General features: G+C 39.6%; 1 protein-coding gene. It reads right to left on the reverse strand.

Annotated elements, in window-relative coordinates:
- Window positions 1-44: 44 nt before the first annotated feature.
- Window positions 45-1,259 (reverse strand): ISL3 family transposase, encoded by a 1,215-nt coding sequence (locus tag BFI01S_RS21925; RefSeq protein ID WP_082804597.1) that lies wholly within the window; start codon window positions 1,257-1,259, stop codon window positions 45-47.
- Window positions 1,260-1,372 lie beyond the last annotated feature (113 nt).

The raw sequence follows: 1,372 nt of genomic DNA on the forward strand, positions 1-1,372 counted from the left end.
GGCTCTAAGTCAAATGTTGGGGTGATGTGATTTGCACGTCACCCTTACCCTAAATGAACCCCGATTTCTTTATACCGAATGTTTAATAATATCTTTGCTTTAAAGTGATCGAAGCGTCTAAAACCATATGCATTACGCTTCATCACTTTTGTTTTGTTATTGATCCCCTCTAGAAAACCGTTTGAATAAGGGAAGATAAAACTATTCAGAATCTCAACCTGCCAATTTCTAAACGTTTGAACAGCCTTTAGAAACGCTGGAATCCCGGCTTCCTCCACCTTAAGGTAAAAGGCTTCTAATCGGCTTTTCACTTCTGCTACATTTTTAGTTGTTTTGGCCCAATCAAACCATTCACAATACGCTTCTTTTAGTTCATACGCCTGCTTCAATTCTTCAGACATCCCTAGATAGCGATCTAAATACCAGCGATGTTTCTCTGTTAATTTTCCACTTCGTTTATATAATACATGACGCATTCGTTTACATTTCTTACGGTCATACGCATGCCATTCTTTCTGCACTTTTCGTCGCACTTCATCAATTGCCCAATAGATATACCGACAATAATGAAAACGGTCCGCAATAATCACAGGGCGCCCCAAAGCCTTTTTCACCGCTGCCTTAAAGCTTGGATTCATGTCCATGACAACCAATTCAACGTCAGCCCCGTATTGATAGAGATAATCTTTAATCGTATCTTTTCTGCGGTTTGGTAAAATATCAATCGGCTCATGTGTTTCCGCATTTGCGATAATCAATTGGTACGTTCCGGCATCCGTGTCGCCTTTATATTCATCAATCGCAATGACTTTGGGTAATCGAACGCCACTTGTTATCTGGTCTTTCGCTACTTCTTTAAAACGACGTATGACTGTCGAGCTAGATGTACCTAATACTTCTCCCGCTTCTTTAAAGGTTTTCGCTTTAACTGCACGAATACGCACTACTTGATTCCACTCTTTTGTGTAGCGTTGATATTTATCCACGAAAGGAGATGTCTCTGAGAAGCGTTTTCCACATACACATGCATAGCGACGGCGTTTATAGAAGAGAATGGTTAAACGCTCAAACCATTTCAAATGCTTAATCTTTTGTATACGATAATCATGTACCTTCGTTGTCATTTCCCCACAGCTAGGACATTTGTGAGGTTGTTTAGGTAGGGAAACATGAAGGGCAGTACGCTCCCCAACTTCCTCTATCTTTTCAATCTCTACATCTTTTAATCCTGGAATATTCATGTTAAAATTCATGTGCACGTATCACCCTTCGTTTACTTGTTTCTCGACAATTCAAGTATAAAAGAATGGGTGGTTACGTGCATTTATTTTTTCTGAAATTGTGTGGATACCCCAACAAATATTATAGAACC

The sequence above is a fragment of the Cytobacillus firmus NBRC 15306 genome (genome assembly GCF_001591465.1).
In the GTDB taxonomy this organism is placed as follows: Bacteria; Bacillota; Bacilli; order Bacillales; family Cytobacillaceae; genus Cytobacillus; species Cytobacillus firmus.